23 protein-coding genes are annotated in these 18739 nt (G+C 55.9%); 8 read left to right on the top strand and 15 right to left on the bottom strand.

Translation table 11 applies throughout. From position 1 onward, the window contains the following. The 4 genes from FPL19_RS02970 to FPL19_RS02955 all read right to left on the bottom strand — a co-directional run bounded on the left by FPL19_RS02970 (position 1) and on the right by FPL19_RS02955 (position 2787). The gene (locus FPL19_RS02970; RefSeq protein WP_150910461.1) at positions 1–813 is read right to left on the bottom strand and encodes a gamma-glutamylcyclotransferase family protein; all 813 of its coding nucleotides are present in this window, start codon (positions 811–813) and stop codon (positions 1–3) included. A gap of 177 nt (positions 814–990) precedes the next feature. Next, the gene (locus tag FPL19_RS02965; RefSeq protein WP_150910459.1) at positions 991–1515 is read right to left on the bottom strand and encodes a retropepsin-like aspartic protease family protein; all 525 of its coding nucleotides are present in this window, start codon (positions 1513–1515) and stop codon (positions 991–993) included. Between the two features lie 150 nt (positions 1516–1665). After that, positions 1666–2241, bottom strand: a complete 576-nt coding sequence (locus tag FPL19_RS02960) for an NnrU family protein (RefSeq protein WP_150910457.1) — start codon at positions 2239–2241, stop codon at positions 1666–1668. A gap of 153 nt (positions 2242–2394) precedes the next feature. Next, positions 2395–2787 carry an MAPEG family protein gene (locus FPL19_RS02955; protein WP_150910455.1) on the bottom strand — a complete coding sequence of 131 codons (393 nt, stop codon included), beginning with the start codon at positions 2785–2787 and terminating at the stop codon, positions 2395–2397. Between the two features lie 97 nt (positions 2788–2884). Between FPL19_RS02955 and FPL19_RS02950 the strand changes: the two genes are divergently transcribed. After that, positions 2885–3379 carry a gamma-glutamylcyclotransferase family protein gene (locus tag FPL19_RS02950; RefSeq protein ID WP_150910453.1) on the top strand — a complete coding sequence of 165 codons (495 nt, stop codon included), beginning with the start codon at positions 2885–2887 and terminating at the stop codon, positions 3377–3379. 17 nt (positions 3380–3396) lie between these two features. Here the strand turns inward: FPL19_RS02950 and FPL19_RS02945 are convergent, their stop codons facing one another. Together FPL19_RS02945 and FPL19_RS02940 are read right to left on the bottom strand one after the other, a co-directional pair. Beyond that, positions 3397–4437: a M14 family metallopeptidase gene (locus FPL19_RS02945; RefSeq protein ID WP_225314272.1), complete on the bottom strand. Its 1041-nt coding sequence runs from the start codon at positions 4435–4437 to the stop codon at positions 3397–3399. Then, positions 4434–5918 (bottom strand): glutamate--cysteine ligase family protein, encoded by a 1485-nt coding sequence (locus tag FPL19_RS02940; RefSeq protein ID WP_150910449.1) that lies wholly within the window; start codon positions 5916–5918, stop codon positions 4434–4436. Before FPL19_RS02940 ends, FPL19_RS02945 begins: the two co-directional genes overlap by 4 nt. 128 nt (positions 5919–6046) lie before the next feature. Between FPL19_RS02940 and FPL19_RS02935 the strand changes: the two genes are divergently transcribed. After that, a complete protein-coding gene (locus FPL19_RS02935) occupies positions 6047–7393 on the top strand; it encodes a S41 family peptidase (RefSeq protein WP_191965207.1) in 1347 nt (448 codons plus the stop codon). A gap of 23 nt (positions 7394–7416) precedes the next feature. Here the strand turns inward: FPL19_RS02935 and sorU are convergent, their stop codons facing one another. From sorU to FPL19_RS02920, 3 genes are all read right to left on the bottom strand, one after another. Continuing rightward, positions 7417–7737 carry a SorU family sulfite dehydrogenase c-type cytochrome subunit gene (gene sorU, locus FPL19_RS02930; RefSeq protein WP_150910445.1) on the bottom strand — a complete coding sequence of 107 codons (321 nt, stop codon included), beginning with the start codon at positions 7735–7737 and terminating at the stop codon, positions 7417–7419. Positions 7738–7798: 61 nt separating this feature from the next. Continuing rightward, on the bottom strand, positions 7799–9025 hold the full coding sequence (sorT, locus tag FPL19_RS02925) for a SorT family sulfite dehydrogenase catalytic subunit (protein ID WP_150910443.1): 1227 nt from the start codon (positions 9023–9025) through the stop codon (positions 7799–7801). Positions 9026–9270: 245 nt separating this feature from the next. After that, positions 9271–10038, bottom strand: a complete 768-nt coding sequence (locus FPL19_RS02920; RefSeq protein ID WP_150910441.1) for an SDR family oxidoreductase — start codon at positions 10036–10038, stop codon at positions 9271–9273. Positions 10039–10115: 77 nt separating this feature from the next. On the opposite strand from FPL19_RS02920, the gene trxC reads away from it, so the two are divergent. Further along, on the top strand, positions 10116–10556 hold the full coding sequence (trxC, locus tag FPL19_RS02915; RefSeq protein ID WP_150910439.1) for a thioredoxin TrxC: 441 nt from the start codon (positions 10116–10118) through the stop codon (positions 10554–10556). A gap of 2 nt (positions 10557–10558) precedes the next feature. Here trxC and ftsH read toward each other — a convergent pair whose 3' ends face one another. After that, complete coding sequence (gene ftsH, locus FPL19_RS02910; RefSeq protein ID WP_150910437.1) at positions 10559–12454, bottom strand: ATP-dependent zinc metalloprotease FtsH; 1896 nt, start codon at positions 12452–12454, stop codon at positions 10559–10561. A 168-nt stretch (positions 12455–12622) separates the two neighbouring features. Here ftsH and FPL19_RS02905 point away from each other — a divergent pair, with 168 nt between their 5' ends. Continuing rightward, entirely contained in the window at positions 12623–13630 is a 1008-nt protein-coding gene (locus FPL19_RS02905; RefSeq protein ID WP_225314271.1) for an Acg family FMN-binding oxidoreductase, read from the top strand. A 113-nt stretch (positions 13631–13743) separates the two neighbouring features. Here FPL19_RS02905 and FPL19_RS17605 read toward each other — a convergent pair whose 3' ends face one another. Genes FPL19_RS17605 through FPL19_RS02895 form a run of 3 tightly spaced genes read right to left on the bottom strand, consistent with a single transcriptional unit; the run spans position 13744 to position 14737 of the window. Further along, a complete protein-coding gene (locus tag FPL19_RS17605; RefSeq protein ID WP_225314270.1) occupies positions 13744–13920 on the bottom strand; it encodes a DUF2860 family protein in 177 nt (58 codons plus the stop codon). Continuing rightward, complete coding sequence (locus FPL19_RS02900) at positions 13862–14470, bottom strand: DUF2860 family protein (RefSeq protein WP_225314269.1); 609 nt, start codon at positions 14468–14470, stop codon at positions 13862–13864. Before FPL19_RS02900 ends, FPL19_RS17605 begins: the two co-directional genes overlap by 59 nt. 42 nt (positions 14471–14512) lie before the next feature. Beyond that, a complete protein-coding gene (locus tag FPL19_RS02895) occupies positions 14513–14737 on the bottom strand; it encodes a hypothetical protein (RefSeq protein WP_150910435.1) in 225 nt (74 codons plus the stop codon). A 265-nt stretch (positions 14738–15002) separates the two neighbouring features. Between FPL19_RS02895 and FPL19_RS02890 the strand changes: the two genes are divergently transcribed. Continuing rightward, positions 15003–15350, top strand: a complete 348-nt coding sequence (locus FPL19_RS02890) for a hypothetical protein (protein ID WP_150910433.1) — start codon at positions 15003–15005, stop codon at positions 15348–15350. Between the two features lie 166 nt (positions 15351–15516). Here the strand turns inward: FPL19_RS02890 and FPL19_RS17775 are convergent, their stop codons facing one another. Both FPL19_RS17775 and FPL19_RS02880 read right to left on the bottom strand, forming a co-directional pair. Continuing rightward, positions 15517–15981, bottom strand: a complete 465-nt coding sequence (locus tag FPL19_RS17775; protein WP_150910432.1) for a prepilin-type N-terminal cleavage/methylation domain-containing protein — start codon at positions 15979–15981, stop codon at positions 15517–15519. A gap of 74 nt (positions 15982–16055) precedes the next feature. Further along, on the bottom strand, positions 16056–16196 hold the full coding sequence (locus FPL19_RS02880) for an OST-HTH/LOTUS domain-containing protein (protein WP_225314368.1): 141 nt from the start codon (positions 16194–16196) through the stop codon (positions 16056–16058). Between the two features lie 213 nt (positions 16197–16409). Here FPL19_RS02880 and FPL19_RS02875 point away from each other — a divergent pair, with 213 nt between their 5' ends. The 3 genes from FPL19_RS02875 (at position 16410) to FPL19_RS02865 (ending at position 18343) form a co-directional block, all read left to right on the top strand. Further along, positions 16410–16865 (top strand): metallophosphoesterase family protein, encoded by a 456-nt coding sequence (locus FPL19_RS02875; protein WP_150910430.1) that lies wholly within the window; start codon positions 16410–16412, stop codon positions 16863–16865. A 123-nt stretch (positions 16866–16988) separates the two neighbouring features. Beyond that, positions 16989–17669, top strand: coding sequence for a nuclease-related domain-containing protein (locus FPL19_RS02870; RefSeq protein ID WP_150910428.1), 681 nt, complete (start codon positions 16989–16991; stop codon positions 17667–17669). Beyond that, positions 17666–18343 (top strand): DUF1294 domain-containing protein, encoded by a 678-nt coding sequence (locus tag FPL19_RS02865; protein ID WP_150910426.1) that lies wholly within the window; start codon positions 17666–17668, stop codon positions 18341–18343. Before FPL19_RS02870 ends, FPL19_RS02865 begins: the two co-directional genes overlap by 4 nt. Positions 18344–18739: the final 396 nt, after the last annotated feature.

The following is an 18739-nucleotide window of genomic DNA, read 5'->3' as shown; positions in this document are numbered from 1 at the left end:
CTAGTCTTTTTGGTAGCTGTAGTGGCCGACAAAACGATACTCGCGAGCATACTCGTTTAAAAACGCATTCAAGTACTGTGTTTGAGCCGCGTTCAGACGCCCGTGCCGGACGTCATCCATGGTTTCATTCAATGTGGCGCTGTCCATCCGCTGAAGGTGGAAGAGTGTCATATCCCTGCCGCCGAAAAAGCCTTTCAGAAATTCGTGCTGTGGCCTCGCCTCGGTCATGTCGAATACACACCCGTACAGCGAAGTGAGCAGCGGCCTTTCAGCGAGTGTTTCCTTGTCAAATTCAGGAAAGCGACCCGCCGGTGGCATGAACTCGGGATAGTCAGGGGGGCTGTGTATGGGCTGAGCTCGCAGGTTCTCGAGGTACGCTTGATCAAGCTCCGCTTCCCGGGCCCCCTGCACCAGTATATTAAGGTATCGCTGACTTGGCAGGCATTCGTCATTGATAAAATTGGGCATGCCGACGTAAGTCAGCGCCTGCACGGCATCATCGGAATCAAAACTTTGCTGGTGCGGTTTCACCGGCACCGTGATCCGATCGTAGCCATAGCCAAAGGCTTCGGCCGCATCGAGCAGTGGCAGCGCCTCATCAGGGCACTCGTGGAGCACGCCCAGCACCCGGTGGTCTGGATTGCCGGTAAACTCGATATTGCCAACGCCGCCCTCGTGACGAAAAAAGTGCTGCACGTTAAATCTCAGTTGCCAACACGCCAGCTCGGCCCGCACTGAAGACACCGGATCAACGCCTTTGGCTTGCAAAGACAGCGTGCTCATATTGGAACCGAAGCCAAAGTAGCGAAACATAGCGAAAACGCGGGTGTCCGGGCTGCGTGGATTGTCGACCGAACAACAGATTAGCTTGGTCCTGAACCGGATTCCAGATACTTCCGGAATCCTTTGCAGGGTTTTATAAATCTCACGATTGCCCGGGGAAAACCCGTAGGAGAGAGACGTGGTAGGGGTCGGTATTTTTCCGGCCTCTCAGCGGTTTTGCTGGCGCAGGGTTAGAACGCCCGATTGTTGGGAGAAATCGAGCTGCCCAAGCACGCTCATGCCCAGCAACACCATGTCGGGGTCCATGGCGGGGTTGATGGTGCCAGATACATTGTTGAACGTGATATCGCCCAGGCGGAGTTCGTCAATGGTGGTGCTCCACACAGTGACTGTGCCCGCCGCAGTGCGTGCCCGCCCGGGATGTTCCCGCGCAAGGCCTGCTTTACGGGCGACAGATTCTGAAACTGACACGGTTGTGGCGCCGGTATCCAGGATGAAGGTGACGTCCTGGTTGTTGATGGTGCCGTTTGCCAGATAATGGCCCTGGCGGTTGGCCTGCAGTTCAATTTCAGTGGAGCCGTCGCGGGTTTGACTGACCAGTTGCTGGTTTGGGTTGTTTTTTTGCGAATCCGAGCCGCTGACGAAATACGTCACACCGGCAAGAAACACAACCCAGAACGCGCCGAAGTAAAGTAAGTACCGGATTTCAGAGCTGATGCCAGATTTACTCATCCCATGCCTTGTTGTAGGTCGCCGACAGACGATATCAACTGTAACGCATTCAGGGTGACAGAACAGTGAGCTGGCGCTGCGGTCAATTATGAAAACCGTCACCACGTGAATGGTCTCGCCGATCCGCAGGCTGTTTCTGATCCACAGTCCCTAGATTGCCACGGGGGACACTCCGATCAGGGCCTTGTGCAGCCAGATCATAAACAGGCCGTAAACGACCAGTCCGCCGACCACCGCGATGGCATCGTTCATTGGCGTACCGGGCAGCGCAGGAGTCTTGCGAGGCTGGCGTCGTTTCAGGGAAATACGGTCGGCCACCGCCCAGGCCAGGAAGCCGCCAAACAGTAGCACATCCGCTAGCATGCCATTGGCCAACAAGTGAGCTAGAGCCCACAGTTTCACAGCAACCAGCATGGGGTGCTTGAGTGTCTGACTGATACGCCCCGGCAGGTAGGCCGCAAACAGTAAGGGAAACACCGGTAGCAGCAAGACAAGTGAAACATGTCGCAGCCACATCGGGGGAGAGTAGAGCAACTCAGGCGTAAGCCGGGCCTGCCCGTAGCCCCAGATAATCAGGATCAGGCCCAGCAAGGCAATCAGCGAATACAGTCCTTTAAAGGGCCCCTCCCCGAGCCTGCCGATCAGCCGGTTGCGCCAGGGGTCCGCAAAAATCGAGATCGAGTGCACCCCGAGAAATATCGCCAGGCCAAGAACCAATAGCGTCATTACAAACTCCCTGTAGTAGCCAGACTGACTACCAGAGAGCTTAGTCGAGGTGGGGGATCGCGCAAAGGTCGTGGGATCGGGAAAAACCGGGAAGGCCAGTGCAGGTTTTTCTACAGACTTAACGTGTGAATTATGTGGAGCAAAAAAACTCGCTCAGGCCGTCAGCAATGCCCACACAAAGACCATCTGGGCTGCGAAGCTGATGAAGAACGAGAATGTACGAACCAGAGGAATTTTGAAGGTGAAGGCGACGGCGTGTGCGAGTCGCATCCAGAAATAGACGACGCTGGCGAGGGCTGTGGATTCAGTGCTGATGCCCAGCTGGTGAGCCACCAATACCAGTGCCGCAAAGACCACCAGGTTTTCCACTGCGTTCTGGTGGGCTTTCATCAGGCGTTGTGCCCAGGGCGATTGGGGAACGGGGTTGGCCGGGTAACCCATTGCTTCACCCAGGCCACGAACAGCGATACGGTTTAAGATGTAGGGTATCCAGAGCACACCGGTTAGCGCCGTGGTAAGTGTCAGGTAGAAGAGTTCGGTTGTCATGGCAGGCCTCAATCACAAGTTGCTTTAGATTAGAGCCTTACGTTGCCAGGTGGTTAAATGGATGTTTTTGAGTGACGAGCGCAAATACGGAGGCAGCATGAAGTATTTTGCTTACGGATCGAATATGTCACTCCTCAGATTAAGAGCGAGGGTTCCAAGCGCGGAGCGAATCGGTCGGTTCATGCTGGTTGAGCATTCCCTTCGGTTTCACAAGTGGAGCAGGAAAGACAAATCCGCAAAATGCGACGCACTGTTTACCGGAAACCCGGAGGACGTCGTCATTGGCGCACTGTTTTGGATACCGCGTGACGAGAAAGGCCCGCTGGACAGGGCTGAGGGTTTGGGCTTCGGTTACGATGAAAAGCGGGTGACAGTTACGGATGCGCTCGGCAATTGCGTTGACGCTTTTACCTACTGTGCAACGTCAACGGATCCCTCGTTGTTGCCTCACTCCTGGTATTTGAATCACGTCATCGTTGGTGCGAAAGAAACCGGCGTGCCGGCTGACTACCTCGATGCCATTTCAGCCACGCGAAGCCAGGAAGACCCTGATCGAAAACGGGATGCGAAAGAGCGGGCCATCTACGATTAAAAACGGCCCGCCAGGGTCTAAAAAATGGGATCGCCCGATGCTTTGACGGCGTAGAACAGGCAATCGCTCTTCGCAATCACCGGGTTGGTGGTGATCATGAAGGTCTTGATGGCCTGGGCAGGGTAGATTCGCCCATCCCTGATTTGCAGCACCTGTTCCATATTCTCGGTGCGGTTATGGCTGATCGCCGTGAGAACGTCCAGGCCTTTTCGCCCAACCCATCCGAGAGGCTCGTCCGGCGACACAATCCCGAAATTGCGGTGTTCGATGTCGGGCGGAAACGTCAGGTCCGCGTGCCCGCTGGGCGTTAACCGGTATTCGACAGTCGCATCCGGTGCCAACTCCACTCGAATCGGGTTGCGCAGAACCGCAACGTTCCATTCCGCTTTTTCCAGCGATAGCACGTCAGGCTGCGAGGCATACCGAACAAGCCCCTCGTACGCCAGTTGGTGCGCGTGATCATCCTGAGCCCCGCCACACTCGATGGTCACGGTGGGCACCTCCTGCTCGGAATACTCCATCAGTGCGCCCAGGCGAAGATCGGTCATGATCAGCCGGTCGGTGAAGAGCGACGCCAGCGCTTGATGGGCGGCGTCGTTGGTGATGGTCACGGCGAAGGCAGGGCCCGTGCCTGAGGTGTTGTGCACGTCCAGCAGGCACTCGGGGTTGGCGGTCTGAAGCTCGGCCAGCATGGCCTTGGCAATGGCGCCTTCCTGCCCTTCAAACGGTTCTTTGAAGCACCGGTTCAGATCACGGCCGTCTGGCAGGTGGCGCAGCGACAATATCGGCGGTGTTTTCGCCGGATGCACCCCGCCCAGAAGGAACAGCAGGTTGACCTCGGGGGTGTGCTGCTCCAGTAGCCATCGGTGAATCGCAAACAGCCCTGAAGGTTCGTTACCGTGAAGCAGCGTTGCCATGGCTCGGGTCCGAGAGGAATCGCGGCCGGCAACGCGAACCACCGTCGGCCGTTCCAGCCGGTTCAGCCACTCCAGAGGCGAGCGGCCCAGGGTTTGGGGTGACGGGTTGTTGAGGTAATCCAGGGTGTTCGAGTGGCTCACGATGACAGGGTCCATTCGTGCAGTGGTGTGTTTGTCTTCTGATGGCTCATGTAAAGAGACAGCATACTTTTGAACGCCTCGTCGCTGGTCTGGGACCTGGAAAAGGACTCGGTGACCTGTCGCTGCCATCGGGCGCCGGTCATCCCGGTTTGTATGCGGCCTTCGATGATGCCCAGCAGGCGGTGGATTTCCGCCTCGTCCACTGCGGTTCGTTGCAAGGCCTCCCGCGCGCGCGGCAGCAGGTCACGGGCAACGTTCAGCAGGGGGGTATCCTGTAACTGTACCTGGTCTTTGTGTGGCCAGATAATGTCTGCACCGATGCCGTATTTGGCGGCACGATAGAAATTGTGTTCGGTGTAGTGAAAGGGAAGTATCGACGTCAGGTGACGGATATCCTCGAGTACCGCCAACGCCGCTCCGATCACGAACAGCCCGTTCGCGCACATATCCACGGCCGTTGGTCCGGCCGGCATGGAACGAATCTCGATGCGTAGATGCCCGCCTTCTGCGTGATCAAAAATGGCCCGGTTCCAGGGCCAGGTCGTGCCATGGTGTAGCCGCAGTTCGGCCAGTTCCGGTACCTCTCCCCGATCAATAACCGACATAGGGTCTTCTTCCGACATCAGTGGAATGATGGGGGGATACAGGGATGCCGAGGCGGCAAACAGCTCCCAGGCGCTGCGTGCCCAGCCGTTGCCGTAATAGACCCGTGAGGGGTGTTTCCAGGTTCTGTGGTTGGGCGAGCGGCTGTCGACGGCTTGTTTGAACAGGGCGATACGGGTTTCGTCCCAGAGGTGGTGGCCAAACAGGCTGGGCGAATTACTGGCCAAAGCCAGCGCAATGGGCGTCACCAGCTGCACGGCGTTGAAATAGTCGGCATAGCGGTGGGCAGGAACGCGCCAGTGCAGTTGGAACGAGGTGTTCGCCCCTTCCATGGTGACGTCGTCCGCTTCCAGGTCGATGACGTCATTGCCACCAATATGGATGCTGAAGGGTTCGCCCCGTTGCTGGATCAATGCGTTGGATAGCGCATGGTAGCGGGGTTCGTCGGTCATCACCTTTACGCCCATATCGGCCTGGCGCAAGGTGGGCAGAATGCCGATGGGGACCAGTTCGCCATTTAAGGGGGCGGCGTGCCGGTTGATTCGCTGGATGGCCTCGAGCAGTTCCTGCTCGGTTCTGGCAAAGGGGGCGCCCTTGAAGGCCTGTGGGCTCAGGTTGTATTCCAGATTGAAGCGGTTGAGCTCAACCGTCAGTTGAGGATCCTGAACGCTGGCGGCGATTTCTGTGTTGATCGGCTGAACGCGCAGATCCGGATTCACGATGTAGAACTCGACCTCCGCACCAATCGAAGGCTCTCCCTCGCCAAAGCCGGGCCGGTCCAGAAGGCGGGTGAGGGCGGTAAGGTCCGTTCGCACCTTGGCAGCAAAACGGTCAAAGTCTTCCGTCGTAAATTCCGATTGTTTTATCGACAGTCCCATAGCGGCTGCGCCTGTGTCTTTGATGTCTTTTCCAAATTAAAACACTTTTTTGCGGCGAAGAAAGGTGCAATGGTTGTGTGACTGTAGCTTGACGTCTGACAACAACAGTAATGGATCTGGAGTCCTCTATGAAACCCGCCCAACGCCGCAACAGTTCTCTTTCGAGCCCTGATTTTGCAAGCCTGCAGGGTGTCTGGCGTTCCCAGGGTTACGGCACTGTGCTGCTGATCGAGGAAGATTGGTACACCCTTTTTGAAGAAACCAGCATCAGCTGCCGGAAGATTCATGAGGGCAGTATTGAAGAACTCGATCACTATTACGAAGATTTGGCGGTGTCCCCGGGCGGCCAGGCGTTCAGTGCCCATCGAGTCACGGGCGTGGCACGCATCGGCTTCCGCCGCCTGAAAGACTTGCCCGCCAGTGTCACTGAAAGTCGCAGGCACAAAGCAAAAGATCCGCAATACAACTTTGACGTTTTCTGGCGAACCTTTCACGAGCAGTACGCCCTGTTTGAACTCAAGGGTGTGGCCTGGGACCAGGCGCATCATAACTATCTTCCCCAGATTAACGCGAACCCAACACAAGAAACGCTCTTTGCCATCATGGTTGCGATGCTACGGCCCCTTAAGGATGGCCATATTCGTCTGCATTCACCCTTGGGTCATTACAGGGCAGGTGCCGAGCCGGCGCTCTTCAGGCGGCTGACACGGGAACTTGAAGATGCCAATGATGACCGCGAGCTCACCAGCTACCTGGGCGATCTCAACGAGTCCGCGCGTGACGTGATCCATGAGGAATATCTCGCAGGCGCCGTTAGCCATGGCGGCAACCGGCTGGTGGAGTGGGGGCGGCTTAATGACCTCATCGGTTACCTGAACATCCGTGCCATGGCCGGGCAAAGTGGCAAGTCAGGAAAGCCGGCTGCGGATCTCAATGCAGTCGACAATGTGATGAAGCGGGTGCTGGCAGATGTTGGCGAGCTGCCCAATCTGGTGATCGATCTTCGCAATAATGGTGGGGGGTACGACGGTGTCGCACTGCGCTTTGCAGCCTACCTGATGGATCGCAAACGGCTGGCTTTCACCAAGTCAGCGCGTCATGGCAAGGGATTCACCGGAAAGCAGTCTGTCTATGTCACGCCTGCCGATGAAACTTACCAGGGCAACCTGTTTGTACTGACCAGCGAGCTTACGGCCAGTGCGGCAGAAATCTTCGTGCTCTCCTTGCTGCAGCACCCCCGTCTCACCCTTATTGGCGAGCCTACCCAGGGCATCCTTTCCGACACGCTGGAACGCCATCTGCCAAATGGCTGGCACCTGACCTTGTCCAATGAAATCTACCGGGCCTACGACGGTGAGATATACGAAGACGTAGGCATCCCGCCACACATCCGTCTCAAGTACCTTGGCCTAAAAGGGCGCGAGGAAGGCAAGGACCCGATGCTGGAGCGGGTCATTAAGGTGGTTGGCGGATAAGGCGTTTGACCTTATTGTTTTCTTTATTTATCTCCGCCGGTGACCCTGGCAACGTAAGCCGCCACCGCCTGGATCTGCTCTGCTGACAGGGATTCGTCAAAGGCCGGCATAACGCCAACGCCGCCGGTAACCGCGTTGACCACGGTTTCCCTGGATGGTTTCAGTTCATCCAGGTTCGGACCGATGGCGCCGGTGGATCCAGCGTCTGCAAGGGTATGACACACGCTACAGGCAGGCTGTGCTTCCTGGGTGAATACCTTTTTTCCCTTGTCGGTTTCGCTGGCCTGGGCCAGAAGCGATAAGCCGAACAGGGGGGCAACAAACACTACTGCAATCAGTCTCATACTACGGCTCTCTGAAGATGCTGGGCGGGGCTGCCCTGTCCCCGGGCGGCCCCGCTGGGTATCAGCTGATTGCTACGGTCACGCCGTGGTCTTTCCAGCCATTGTGGCCATAGCCACGCTCATTATCGGTCCGGCCTTCAGGCTGGCTGTTGCCTTCAACGTCCGTCGCCCGGCTGACAATACGATGTTCGCCGGGTTGCAGGTTCGCTGCCATGACAAATGGTCGCCAGGCGTGGGGGCCAAGGTCCGGCCCCAGGAACCGGGCCTGCTTCCAGGTTTTACCGCCATCAACTGAAACATCCACCTTTTCGAGTGCTACTGTGCCGCCAAAGGCGACGCCGTAAATCATGTTCCGGCCACTGCTGCCGGTTTCCAGAGGCGCGGTCACCCAGGATTTGACGTTCATCTCCCACATTGAGGGCTGATCCGGGGCGCCTTTCACCCCCACATCCCGGATGCGGTAACCCGAGGCCTGGATCTTGGCATCGGTCTGATTCTCGGTGAAGGCAATGTTCTTCACATACTTGACGTTGTTAACGCCGTAGTAGCCCGGTACCACCATGCGCAGGGGGCCGCCATGGGTATTGCTGAGGGGCTCGTCGTTCATTTCCCACGCCAGCATCGCCGTTTCCAGTGCTCTGGTCGGTACCGATCGCTCGACCACGACCGTTTTGGGGTCAAGCCCGTCAGGCAGGGTTTCGCCGCCCGTGCTGGTGATGTACTTCGCACCCGCTACGGCTCCGCCCAGGGCTTCCACAACATCTTTCAGGGGAACGCCCGTCCACATAACGCAACCGGCAGCACCAACCGACCACTGGGTGCCGCTTGCTCCATGGGGGAAAAAGGCTCGGCCGTTTCCGGAGCACTGGAGCACAGAGGCCGTGGTGGTAACGCCCATCTTTTTCAGTTCCCCGACGGTAAGGGTTCTGGGATTTTTGACGCCCTCGATGTTAACTTCCCAGACATCCGGATTTTCGGTTACCGACTCCGGAGGTGCGGGCAGGTTGTTGCGAACAAAGAGGCGATCACTGGCTGTGATGACGCCGTTGCCGATGGCACCTCTTTTGGTCTCCATAGTGTTGGCGCTATGCACGATCAGGGCATTGCGCTCTTTCCAGGCGGCGTAATCGGGCAATGATTTGGGCTCGTCGCCTTTCGCGAGAGGTGTGAAACCCAGCAGGCTCACTGCGGCCATGGCTCCGGCGCTGCCAAGCAGAAGGCTTCTGCGGGTGGGGTTTTCGAGACCGGGGTCATTCCGGCCTCGTAGAAGTGCTGCTTCCGATTGCATGTTTCGTCTCCTTGCCTGCCTTGTTGTTCGTAGGTGTGACCTGCGCTGATAGATGCTTGCAGGATACAACTATATAATTTATAGACGTTGGTTAAAAAATAAACAACATTCTCGGCGACAATCGGATAGATTTAATCTTGCTATTTTTTAGAGGCTTTAGAAGCACGGCGCTGATGCTCTTTTATCCTCGATGGGCTCACTTATTTCAAAGGTTATCGGATTGCAGTCTGATTTCTCTGCCGCGCCTAGTCTTCGTAAATCATTTTGCGGGTCATGCCGCCATCAATCACGAAGTTCTGACCCGTCACAAATTGGGCGTCCGGCGAGACCAGATAGGCCACCATGGCCGCCACGTCCTCGGGTTTGCCGACACGTCCACTGGGGTGTTGCTCATGATCAGTAGCAGACAGGGGCTGCGGTTCAGAGGGCGCATCGGCCTGCCAGGCACTGACATCTATCCAGCCCGGGCTGATGCTGTTGGCCCGCACGTCGGGCCCCAGGCTCATGGCCAGTGCGTGGGTCAGGGCGAGCAGGCCGCCCTTGGTTGCCGCATACGCCTCGCTGTTGGGCTCGGACTGCAAGGCCCGGGTAGAGGCCATGTTGACGATGCTGCCCCGGCGTTGGCGCAGGTGCGGTATCGTGTGCTTTGCCAATAAAAAGGCGCCGGTCAGGTTGACGTCGATGCGCCGTTGCCACTGATCCAGTTCAAGCATTTCTATGGGGCCAGTGTGTGGATCGGCGATCCCGGCATTATTGACCAGAGCATCCAATCCCTGGCCCCATCGCGCGGCCTCTTCTACAGCCGAGGCGACGTCCGACTCGCGGGATACATCCGTGGTGATCAGCAGCAGGTCGTCCGGGTTGCCGAAATCCTTTCTGCAGGCGCTGATGGCGTCTGCATCCTGGTCCAGGATTACCACTCGCCAGCCCTTGCCCAGGAAATGGGCGGCAATACCCTTGCCGATGCCCTGGGCGCCGCCCGTTATGAGTATGACCGGGGGTTGTTGTGTCATGTGAGGTAACTCCCGCTTGATTTCTTTTAGTCTGCCCTGATTATTCAACCTATTAAACACTCAAAGGCAGATTGTTAATGACCGATATTCGACACCTGGTGTGTCCCCATTGCCACAAAGTGAACCGGGTACCGGCGGACAAGCTTTCCGCCGGTGGAAACTGCGGTGCATGTAAGCAAGCGCTGTGGCCCGACCAGCTGCTGGAGCTGACAGAGCAGACCTTTGCTGCGCATACCGGGCGCAGTGATGTTCCTGTGCTGGTGGACTTCTGGGCCAGTTGGTGCGGCCCGTGTAAGGCGATGGCGCCCCAGTATGAGCAGGCGGCAAAGGAATGGCAGGGCAAGGTCCGCTTTGCCAAGCTCAATACCGAACAGGCGCCGGGGCCGTCTGGCCAGTTTGGCATCCGCAGTATTCCCACGCTGATTCTTTTCCAGAAGGGCCGGGAAATCGCCCGCCAGAGCGGTGCCATGAACAAGGCCCAGATCAGCCAGTGGTTGCAGTCGAAGGGCATTCGGTAGGCCTACTCCTTCAGGAGAATCCCTTTGACGTCTTCAGCCGAGAGTGTCTCCTCTTCCAGCACCGCTTTAGCCAGGGTTTCAAGCTGATCGCGGTGTTCGGTTAGAAAGTCCAGGGTCTGTTTTTCCATCGATAATAGCTGTGCCTGTATTTCTGCGTCGATCATCTCGGCCATTTTTTCGCTGAACTCTCTGGGCATGCCCATTTCCCGGCCAAGGAAAACGTGTTCTTCGCCGATGTTGAGGCCAAGAGGGCCAATCTTTTCGCTCATGCCCCACTGGCCAATCATGCGACGAACCAGTGCTGTTGCTTCTTTCAGATCGTTTTGGGCGCCAGTACTGACTTCGCCGTAGATCAGTTTCTCTGCACAGCGTCCGCCGAGCATGACTTTGATGCGATCCCTCAGGTAGCTCTCCTTGTAGGTGACGTGGTCTTCCCGTGGGGTCTGCTCTGTCATACCCATGGCCATGCCGTGTGGAATGATCGTCAGCCTGGTAAGCGGGTCGGCATTGGGCAGGTAGTAGGCCATGATGGCGTGGCCACATTCATGGTAGGCCACGGCTGTTCGCTCTTCGGGTGAGAGATGGGCATCGCTTACTTCGCCCAGAATGATCCGGTCACGGGCGACCTCAAAGCAGTGGCTTGTGACCTCATGGAGGTTTTCCCGGGCTGCTGTCAGTGCTGCCTCGTTGACCAGATTTTTCAGGTCTGCGCCTGAGAAGCCAATGGTCAGCGCGGCTATCTGTTCCAGATCAACGTCCGGTGCCAATGGCACTTTGCGAATGTGAACCTTCAGTATCGCGGCTCGGGCGTCTTTATGGGGGCGGTCCAGGGTAATCTTGCGGTCGAACCGTCCCGGTCGAAGAAGGGCGCTATCAAGAACATCGGGCCGGTTGGTGGCGGCCAGAACCAGTATATTTTCGTGGGATTCGAAACCATCCATCTCGGTCAGTATCTGGTTCAGGGTCTGTTCACGTTCATCGTGGCCGCCGCCCAGGCCGGCGCCACGTGAGCGGCCGATGGCGTCCAGTTCGTCGATGAAGATCAGTGCCGGTCCGTCTTTTCTGGCTTCCTGAAACATATCCCGTACCCGCGCTGCACCCACACCCACAAACATCTCGATAAATTCGGACGCGCTGATGCTGTAGAAAGGCACCTCCGCCTCGCCGGCGATGGCTCTGGCAAGCAGGGTCTTGCCGGTGCCCGGTGGCCCCACAAGCAGCACGCCTTTGGGCATGCTGGCACCGAGGGCGCGGTACTTTTCAGGAGCCTTGAGGAAGTCGATAATCTCGGCGATTTCCCGTTTGGCCGATTCGATGCCGGCGACATCGTCAAGGGTGGTTGTAGAGGTCTCCTTGCGGGCTCTGCGGGCTTTGGAGCGACTGAAGCTGAGCGGGTTTCCGCCCTGGGTCAACCGTTGCTGGGCAGCGCCCCAGAACCAGAACATCAACGCAAGGAAGAGGAGCCAGGGTAGAAAGCTGCGAATCAGTTCCTGCCACCAGGGCAGGCCGGACGGTGCTGCCCTGATGGTTATCTGATGCTCCTCCAGAAGATTCAGCAGAGAAGGGTCTTCCATTGGCGGCCGTATGGTATGAAACGATTCCGCGCTTTTCTGTGATGTGGAATCAGAACTGAATGCCGCATTCCCGCTATCGGTGAATTGGCCGGTAATCTCTTCTTCTTTAAGGGTAACCTGTGATACCTGGCCGTTCACGACGGCGGTTTTAAAATCTGAATAGGCCAGCTCCTGAAGACGGGTTTGGCCGTCATCCTGTAGCCAGAGCACCATTAGAAATATGGCTGCGCTGAACCAGAGAAAGGAATACTGTTTGGGTATTAACGGTTGTGGATTTTTCTCTGGCTGCTTTGAATTACCAGGGCCGTTAGGGGGTGTCGCCATGTCTATCTCCGGTCGCCTTCCGTAAGCTCATCTTATCTGCGGTGTTGCAGCAATTAGACGTTGCCCTTTCCTCAAAATACCAGATCTGAGGGATCTCCGAGCGAAAATGCCAAAATGTTTAATTCAAGTTCACAGCCTATACTTCATTGAGCCGACTCAGGAGGCGCTATGAACTATACGGACATGGTCAGTGAAACCTGGTGCCACGGTGCGCCTGGCGTCTTACCACAGGACTTTCGGGAGCTGGTGCGTTACGCCACTCTCGCGGCGTCCAGTCATAATACCCAGCCCTGGATATTCGAGCTTGAACCCGACCGGATACGGGTTCTGCCTGATCTGTCCAGGCGTTGCCCAGCGGTGGACCCGGATGATCACCACCTGTACGCCAGCCTGGGGTGCGCCACCGAGAATTTGCTGCTGGCAGCGCAAGCCGCCGGGTTAGAGGGGCGCTGTCAATTCGATGCATCGACATCCGGGCTGATGATTGATTTTAAAGAGGCGGCGGCCGAGCGGTCTCCTCTTTTCGAGGCGATTCCTCTGCGCCAGTGCAGCCGTTCAGAGTATGACGGGGCGCCGCTCACCAAGGCAGAGTTGGAGCAGCTTCAGGCAGCGGGGCAGGGTAATGGCGTATCGGTAATGCTGATGACCGCCGCTGATCAAAAAGACCTGGTCGAATACTATGTCGCTAAGGGCAACGATGCCCAGTTTGCCGACCCTGAGTGGGCTCGTGAACTTAAAGCCTGGGTCCGGTTTAACGGCAAGGAGGCAGTGCTTTCCGGCGATGGGCTTTACGGACCCGTGATGGGCAATCCAGCCGTCCCCCGTTGGCTGGGATTGCTGGCGATGAAGGGCTCGTTTTCTGCCAGGAATCAGAACAAAAAAGATCTTCGGCATATCCACAGCTCTTCCGCGATTGCCGTTCTGTATTCGGAGGCCGATGACATTCCCCACTGGATTGAGGCCGGCCGGTGTTACCAGCGCCTGGCTCTTCAGGCTACCGTTATGGGGCTATGCACGGCGTTTATTAACCAGCCGGTGGAGGTGGCGAAACTGCGCCCTGACTTTGCCCACTCCATTGGCATTGGTGGCCGGCGCCCGGACCTTATCGTGCGAATTGGTCGCGGCCCGCAGATGCCGCGTTCTCTCCGGCGACCGGTTGAGGATGTTATCCGGTGATGTTTTCAGATGGGTCGGTGTGGGCTTATCCAAACCTGTTGTGGTTTCTGATCGGGGGCCCAGCCTTTCTTCTGGTTCTCTGGTGGAACAGGAAAGCGGCCTGACCGGTCTGTTCAGAACTTGTAGTTAAGGCCAACGGCAAACAGATAGGAAGACTCATCATAGAAAGCCAGGTTGGATTGGGTGTCGCCATAGCCGGCAAACAGGCTGATCTCGTCATCCGAGCGCTTTTTATTGAACAGTGTGCTTGCACTGTCGTAGTCCCGCCTTGCCATAGTGGCTGTCGGCATCGCGGGCCAGATCCGTGCCGGCGTTGAGATCGTCCGCGACCTCTGAGGCTGCATAGGCGAGATCCAGACTGAAGCTGGATCCGGAGATGCTATTCAGCTGCAGCCGGTAGGCATTGCCTGTCACGTCTGTCTCTTTTCGGGCGGTATTGAGCTGATAGGGATTCTGCCAGGTTTCCCCGGATATCACCGTTGGTAAAAAGGAAACGTCCACTTCTGTGCCTGAGCCGAGTTGATGCTTATAACCAAGCTGAACGGCCAGTGTACCGACCGCAATGTCTTCCCGTGCGGTGCCAAAATAGATCTGCTGCCCCAGTGTCTCGCCAAAGGTATAGGCAACGTTGCCGAGTGGCGCTATCAGGCCCTCGGACTCACTTTTTGCCTTGTTATCAAGTGAGTTGATGGTTGCGTCACCCTCGACATTAAAGTTGGATGTTGAAGAGATAATCCCCGCATTTAATGAGATTTCACCACTGACACCCTCCTTAGGGGCGGGTTGCGCATAGCAGGGTAATGCAATGAACAAGACGGGCAGGGCGAGGTACTTTTTCATTTTGAATCTCCGGGGTCGCGACGGATCGGTTTTGTGCGCGGTTTAGCTGGCGGCCCGGCCTGCGGGAACGACTTCGGTAATGCTGTATTCACGAGTAAACATGGTCCTGCGGTTCAGCCCGACGATCGCAATGGCAACCATGGTTTCCGGGAGAAAGATAAATGCAGTCAGGATTCCCCAGGCGATGGCGAAGGTCAGTACCAGAAATAGAGCAATGGCCTGAGACGGGATAGCATCGGGTGGCGTGTTTCTACCTGAAGTAGGCATCGTTGGACAAATTCACTGTCATTTCTCTCTGTGCTGTTTATAAATTGTTCATTTAACACAAATTTACCATTTTTTTGTCTTCGTTCAGGCTGATCCGGTTGACCCGGATAAGCATACTATCGATGATCTTTTTCTCGTGCGCCTCAGGCTGATGAGGCATCGATGGAGCGATCGGGAAAACTCAGGGAAAAGACGAAATTCTTCACGGCCCTTCCCTTCTCTCTGAACTTTTAGTTTTAAATTTTTAAGTGAGCTAGGTCTTAATATGAATAAAACCCAGAGTCGGATAAATATAAAAGGTGCTCTTCAGATTATTCCTGAAGATGAAAAAGTCAATGCACTGGATGAGCTTATTGCGAAACATAAGAAGGGCGGAAGGGGCTCTTTTTTCTTCAAAGCAATTTTAGTACTCAACATCTTTATGACGGCTTTGCTGGCATATCTACTAGCGCAAGGTAATGCAACGTGGACAATCCTTCTTGGTATAGGTGCAGTGCCAATGTGGATTCAGACATTCATTCACTTGTTTGCGACCAGAAAAAATGGTGGTTTTAATGCGTGGCTAGATGCGGCAAATGAGGTACGAGAGGAGTTGTTGGCTCAAAAATCATGAACCGGCCGACTGACTGAAAGTTGGGCACATCAATTTTGATGTGCCCGCCGATGACGGCTTCCAATTACCTGTCGCGGAACGTATTGCGTCACTCAGCTTCATCCCTGCCAAATACCCATCATCGCCCCGGCACCAAGAATGAGCGTGCCGCCCACTTCCCCGACAATCAGCAACCGCTTGTGGTCAAGGCGATAGCAGGCTGCCTGTCCTGTCGAGCCGACGTGTAACGGATCTTGCAATTGGCAGGCTCTGGCGCGTCGGTAATGCGCACATCGACTGCGCCCAGCACCCCGCCGCAGTTTCCGCCGACGAATGTATAGTTGCCTGTAGCGTCGACGGCTTTGCCGATGCCATTGGGGTGGGGGCAGGGGTAACCGCAGCGCATAGTGACTGTCTCACCTCCCATTTCCACAGTATGGTTTGTCGGGCAGTCGAGTTTGTTCTCAACGATTGCGAGAGAGTGTGCTGTGCCCGCCGCTGAACGCATGGCGCCTTCAAGGGCTTCAAGGGTGGCAACACGGGCGTCAGAGCCGAGGTCTGCAAAGCGTGGCAAGGCAAAGGCGGCGAGAATACCGACAATGACAATCACAATGACAAGCTCAATCAGGGTAAAGCCCATTGGGGATGTCATCGTGACCGGGTCGCGAGGCCTACTCTGTTTGTTGTTGATCAATAGTGTCTTCTCTTGGTTATTAGTGTCGTTTTCTACCAACTCTTAATATACACAACATTCTTATCCCGCATGCTGATCTCAAATAACTCACTGGCCTTGATGAGATCGCTGAGTTTTTTGTACCCGTAGTTAACCGGGATGAAGTCGGAATCGCAAGACTGGCCGAATGGCATTTTTAGAACTATGAAGGGTATGGAAACCCTGAAAAGCCGGACCGTCGGTTTCTCCGCCTTAAACAGGTGCAGATCCCAACGGCCAGGAGGGGGCTGAAAAGCTGTTACCTGGGTAAACTGTTCCGCTTCTCCGGAGTCATTAGCAACGCTTATCGGCATGGCCACGCGCGCTGGCTGGGTGGGCGTCATTAGCGGATTAGAAGGGGCGTAAGCATGCAAATCGGAGTGATCGCAGACACCCACAGCAAAATGCGTCCTGAAGCCCTTGATGTATTGAAGGGCTCGGACGTCATCCTTCATGCCGGTGACGTTGGGCGCGACGAGGTTCTGGAGGCGCTGGAGACGATCGCGCCGGTGATTGCGATTCGCGGCAATATCGACAAAACAGGCCGTGCAGCGACGCTACGCGATGTTCAGAGCCTGGAATTTCTCGGCCACGCGTTCTACATGCTCCATGACGTCAAAACCCTGGACTTCGATCCGCAAGGCCGCTACGGCGTGGTCATCGCCGGCCATTCCCACAAGTCCCGCAATGAATGGATTGGCGATGTGCTCTATTTCAATCCAGGCGGCGCCGGGCCCCGGCGGTTTACTCTGCCGATCACGGTGGGGCGCCTGCAGGTAAGTGAAGATGGTGTGGTTGGTGAGATTGTGGAGCTGCCGGTTTGATCGGCAATGATGGCTTGGCATTCCTTCGACAGAAGTTACAAAACTCCTAAGGCACTGAACCTAAGACTGATTTATCGTTCAGACCGAACTGTTTGAAAGAAGTAAAACAAGGATGTCTGAGAAATGGATTTGAGCCTGGTTCATAACCTGATTGCCAACTTCTGGTATCTGTTGCCCCTCGCACTCATGGTGGCCGTGATCCGGTCGCCCTGGTTCAAAGGCAAATTTGGCGAATTTCTGGTCAACTTCTCTGCAAAGTGGTTCCTGGATCAATCCCGCTACCACCTTATCAAGAACGTTACCCTCCCGACGGAAGACGGGACTACTCAGATTGACCATGTTCTGGTTTCGGAATTTGGGGTCTTCGTTGTCGAGACGAAAAACATGAAGGGCTGGATTTTCGGCGGCCCTCAACAGCGCTTCTGGACTCAGAAGATTTACCGGTCCAATCACAGATTTCAGAACCCGCTGCATCAGAACTATAAGCACGTGAAGACACTTCAGACACTGGTAGGGTTGGGCGATCACCAAATGCGGTCGGTGGTGGTGTTCGTGGGGGACAGCACGTTCAAAACGCCCATGCCGGAGAATGTGACTGAGGGGTTGGGATACGTCCGTTATGTTAAGGCCCACAGGGAATTGGTGCTGAGCCGCGCTCAAGTGGATGAAGTTCGGAAAAAGGTGGCAGCCGGTCGTCTAAAGGATTCGTTTTCTACTGATAGAGCGCACATCCGTCATTTGAAGGAGGCTGTTGCTACACGTAAGGTCGCGCCAATTCATCGCTCGGGTCGGAAATTTCAGTGAATCAGAAAGGATCTCTCACAGCTTGGAATGACGCCAAAGGGTTTGGCTTTATCACTCCTGAGGATGGTGGTGAACGGGTCTTTGCGCACATCAGTAGTTATGCGGGCCGAGGGCGACCGGCTTCCGATCGCAAAGTGAACTATAGCATCACGAAGGACGATCAGGGCAGGTTGAGAGCAGGGCGCTTTCAATATGTCGGCGCAGCGAAAGTTGGCGCCAGCATAGCCCCAGGATTCTGGCTCGCCGCTGCTGTTGTGCTGGTGTTTTTCAGCATTCTGACGGGGCTGTTACACCGAGGTTACTTACCGGTCTCGATCCTGGCTGCCTACGGTGGTGTTAGCTTCGTGTTGGTTGTCATGTACTGGATTGATAAGCAGGCGGCACAGCGGGGCGCCCAACGCATCGCGGAGAACACGCTCCACCTGTTTGAGCTTTGTTGTGGCTGGCCCGGAGCGCTGCTGGCCCAGCAGGCTTTTCGGCACAAGACGCGAAAGGGCAGCTATCAGTTTGTTTTCTGGCTGGCAGTGCTGGCTAATTTGGGAGCACTGGGTTGGCTGCTTGTGGCTCCGGAGGCGATGACTTTACGCCAGCAATTGGGCTTTGATTTGTCGCGGTCTTTGTCGGTTTTTCCAAACCTGGATTATTTTCGGAGTATACAATCTTGGACCCAGTGACTTTGGTTTTTTCCGCCTACCTGAACACTGTGCAGACCACGGTATCCAATCACTTCAATGAAACCAGAAACCTTGATGTTACCCCCGTTGTTATCGAGTACGAGGGTGTCACGGTGTCTTATCAGCATCAGCTATGGCGAGTTCGTCCGCAAAGTGTCTGTGCGAACCATCGACAAAATATTGGTCGATTCTCCGAGTGCACTGTGAAGGCCTCCCGGCTCTTTAATGGGTTGTGTTCAGAATTGAAGCAGTCTGGGTCAGACGGCTGGCGGAAGGTGAATATCCAGAATATGTATTGCAATGCTGCGGTGTCGTTCAAGCCTATTGTTGCCAGGGTCGGCTCCGCACAAACGCTCTCTGGGTTGGAGGAGGCCCGGCGAGCCTGCAATGGGGCAA

This window comes from Marinobacter halotolerans, assembly GCF_008795985.1.
In the GTDB taxonomy this organism is placed as follows: Bacteria; Pseudomonadota; Gammaproteobacteria; order Pseudomonadales; family Oleiphilaceae; genus Marinobacter; species Marinobacter halotolerans.
Note: the sequence above shows the minus strand (reverse complement) of the source record. Positions and strands in the feature narration are given on the sequence as shown.

Coding starts and splice junctions, on each gene's coding strand:
- FPL19_RS02970 (WP_150910461.1), bottom strand. CDS start 813: ATGTTTCGCTACTTTGGCTTCGGTTCCAATATGAGCACGCTGTCTTTG.
- FPL19_RS02965 (WP_150910459.1), bottom strand. CDS start 1,515: ATGAGTAAATCTGGCATCAGCTCTGAAATCCGGTACTTACTTTACTTC.
- FPL19_RS02960 (WP_150910457.1), bottom strand. CDS start 2,241: ATGACGCTATTGGTTCTTGGCCTGGCGATATTTCTCGGGGTGCACTCG.
- FPL19_RS02955 (WP_150910455.1), bottom strand. CDS start 2,787: ATGACAACCGAACTCTTCTACCTGACACTTACCACGGCGCTAACCGGT.
- FPL19_RS02950 (WP_150910453.1), top strand. CDS start 2,885: ATGAAGTATTTTGCTTACGGATCGAATATGTCACTCCTCAGATTAAGA.
- FPL19_RS02940 (WP_150910449.1), bottom strand. CDS start 5,918: ATGGGACTGTCGATAAAACAATCGGAATTTACGACGGAAGACTTTGAC.
- FPL19_RS02935 (WP_191965207.1), top strand. CDS start 6,047: ATGAAACCCGCCCAACGCCGCAACAGTTCTCTTTCGAGCCCTGATTTT.
- sorU (WP_150910445.1), bottom strand. CDS start 7,737: ATGAGACTGATTGCAGTAGTGTTTGTTGCCCCCCTGTTCGGCTTATCG.
- sorT (WP_150910443.1), bottom strand. CDS start 9,025: ATGCAATCGGAAGCAGCACTTCTACGAGGCCGGAATGACCCCGGTCTC.
- FPL19_RS02920 (WP_150910441.1), bottom strand. CDS start 10,038: ATGACACAACAACCCCCGGTCATACTCATAACGGGCGGCGCCCAGGGC.
- trxC (WP_150910439.1), top strand. CDS start 10,116: ATGACCGATATTCGACACCTGGTGTGTCCCCATTGCCACAAAGTGAAC.
- ftsH (WP_150910437.1), bottom strand. CDS start 12,454: ATGGCGACACCCCCTAACGGCCCTGGTAATTCAAAGCAGCCAGAGAAA.
- FPL19_RS02905 (WP_225314271.1), top strand. CDS start 12,623: ATGAACTATACGGACATGGTCAGTGAAACCTGGTGCCACGGTGCGCCT.
- FPL19_RS17605 (WP_225314270.1), bottom strand. CDS start 13,920: ATGCCGACAGCCACTATGGCAAGGCGGGACTACGACAGTGCAAGCACA.
- FPL19_RS02900 (WP_225314269.1), bottom strand. CDS start 14,470: ATGAAAAAGTACCTCGCCCTGCCCGTCTTGTTCATTGCATTACCCTGC.
- FPL19_RS02895 (WP_150910435.1), bottom strand. CDS start 14,737: ATGCCTACTTCAGGTAGAAACACGCCACCCGATGCTATCCCGTCTCAG.
- FPL19_RS02890 (WP_150910433.1), top strand. CDS start 15,003: ATGAATAAAACCCAGAGTCGGATAAATATAAAAGGTGCTCTTCAGATT.
- FPL19_RS17775 (WP_150910432.1), bottom strand. CDS start 15,981: ATGACATCCCCAATGGGCTTTACCCTGATTGAGCTTGTCATTGTGATT.
- FPL19_RS02880 (WP_225314368.1), bottom strand. CDS start 16,196: ATGCCATTCGGCCAGTCTTGCGATTCCGACTTCATCCCGGTTAACTAC.
- FPL19_RS02875 (WP_150910430.1), top strand. CDS start 16,410: ATGCAAATCGGAGTGATCGCAGACACCCACAGCAAAATGCGTCCTGAA.
- FPL19_RS02870 (WP_150910428.1), top strand. CDS start 16,989: ATGGATTTGAGCCTGGTTCATAACCTGATTGCCAACTTCTGGTATCTG.